The sequence below is a fragment of the Mycobacterium simiae genome, assembly GCF_008370645.1.
Taxonomy (GTDB): domain Bacteria; phylum Actinomycetota; class Actinomycetes; order Mycobacteriales; family Mycobacteriaceae; genus Mycobacterium; species Mycobacterium simiae_A.
Genome location: NZ_VTZN01000584.1, coordinates 1 through 349, shown reverse-complemented (window position 1 = coordinate 349; position 349 = coordinate 1). Strand labels below are relative to the sequence as shown.

Genomic DNA, 349 nt, shown 5'->3' with positions numbered 1-349 from the left:
TCACACAACTTCTGGTGCGCGGCGGCGACTTCTGCCGCAGTGTAAGTGGGCGGGGCGGATGTTCCCTGGGCTGCGGTTGTTCCGCTGGCCGTAGGGCGAGTCAATGCAACGATCAAGGCTGCAGCGCCGAGCAAGGCGGCGACAGCAGATAGGGCTACGGCCGGCCAGTTGCTTGAGCGCTGTGCTGGGTAAGCCGGATACGGCGGTGTTCACTGTCCCGGAGGCGGGTGGTTGGTCGTCACCTTGGTAAGGCTATTCCTGCTGCCGTCTCCCTGCACTCCAGTGCCTATCGGCAGCGCACCTGTTGGCTGCCGTGGAGACATCGTGATGCGGATAGGCGGCGAGCACT

The 349-nt window shown here is 64.2% G+C and carries 1 pseudogene; it reads right to left on the bottom strand.

The features are described from left to right. Positions 1–323, bottom strand: a pseudogene (locus F0Q45_RS29835) (hypothetical protein); the annotation flags it as partial. Positions 324–349: the final 26 nt, after the last annotated feature.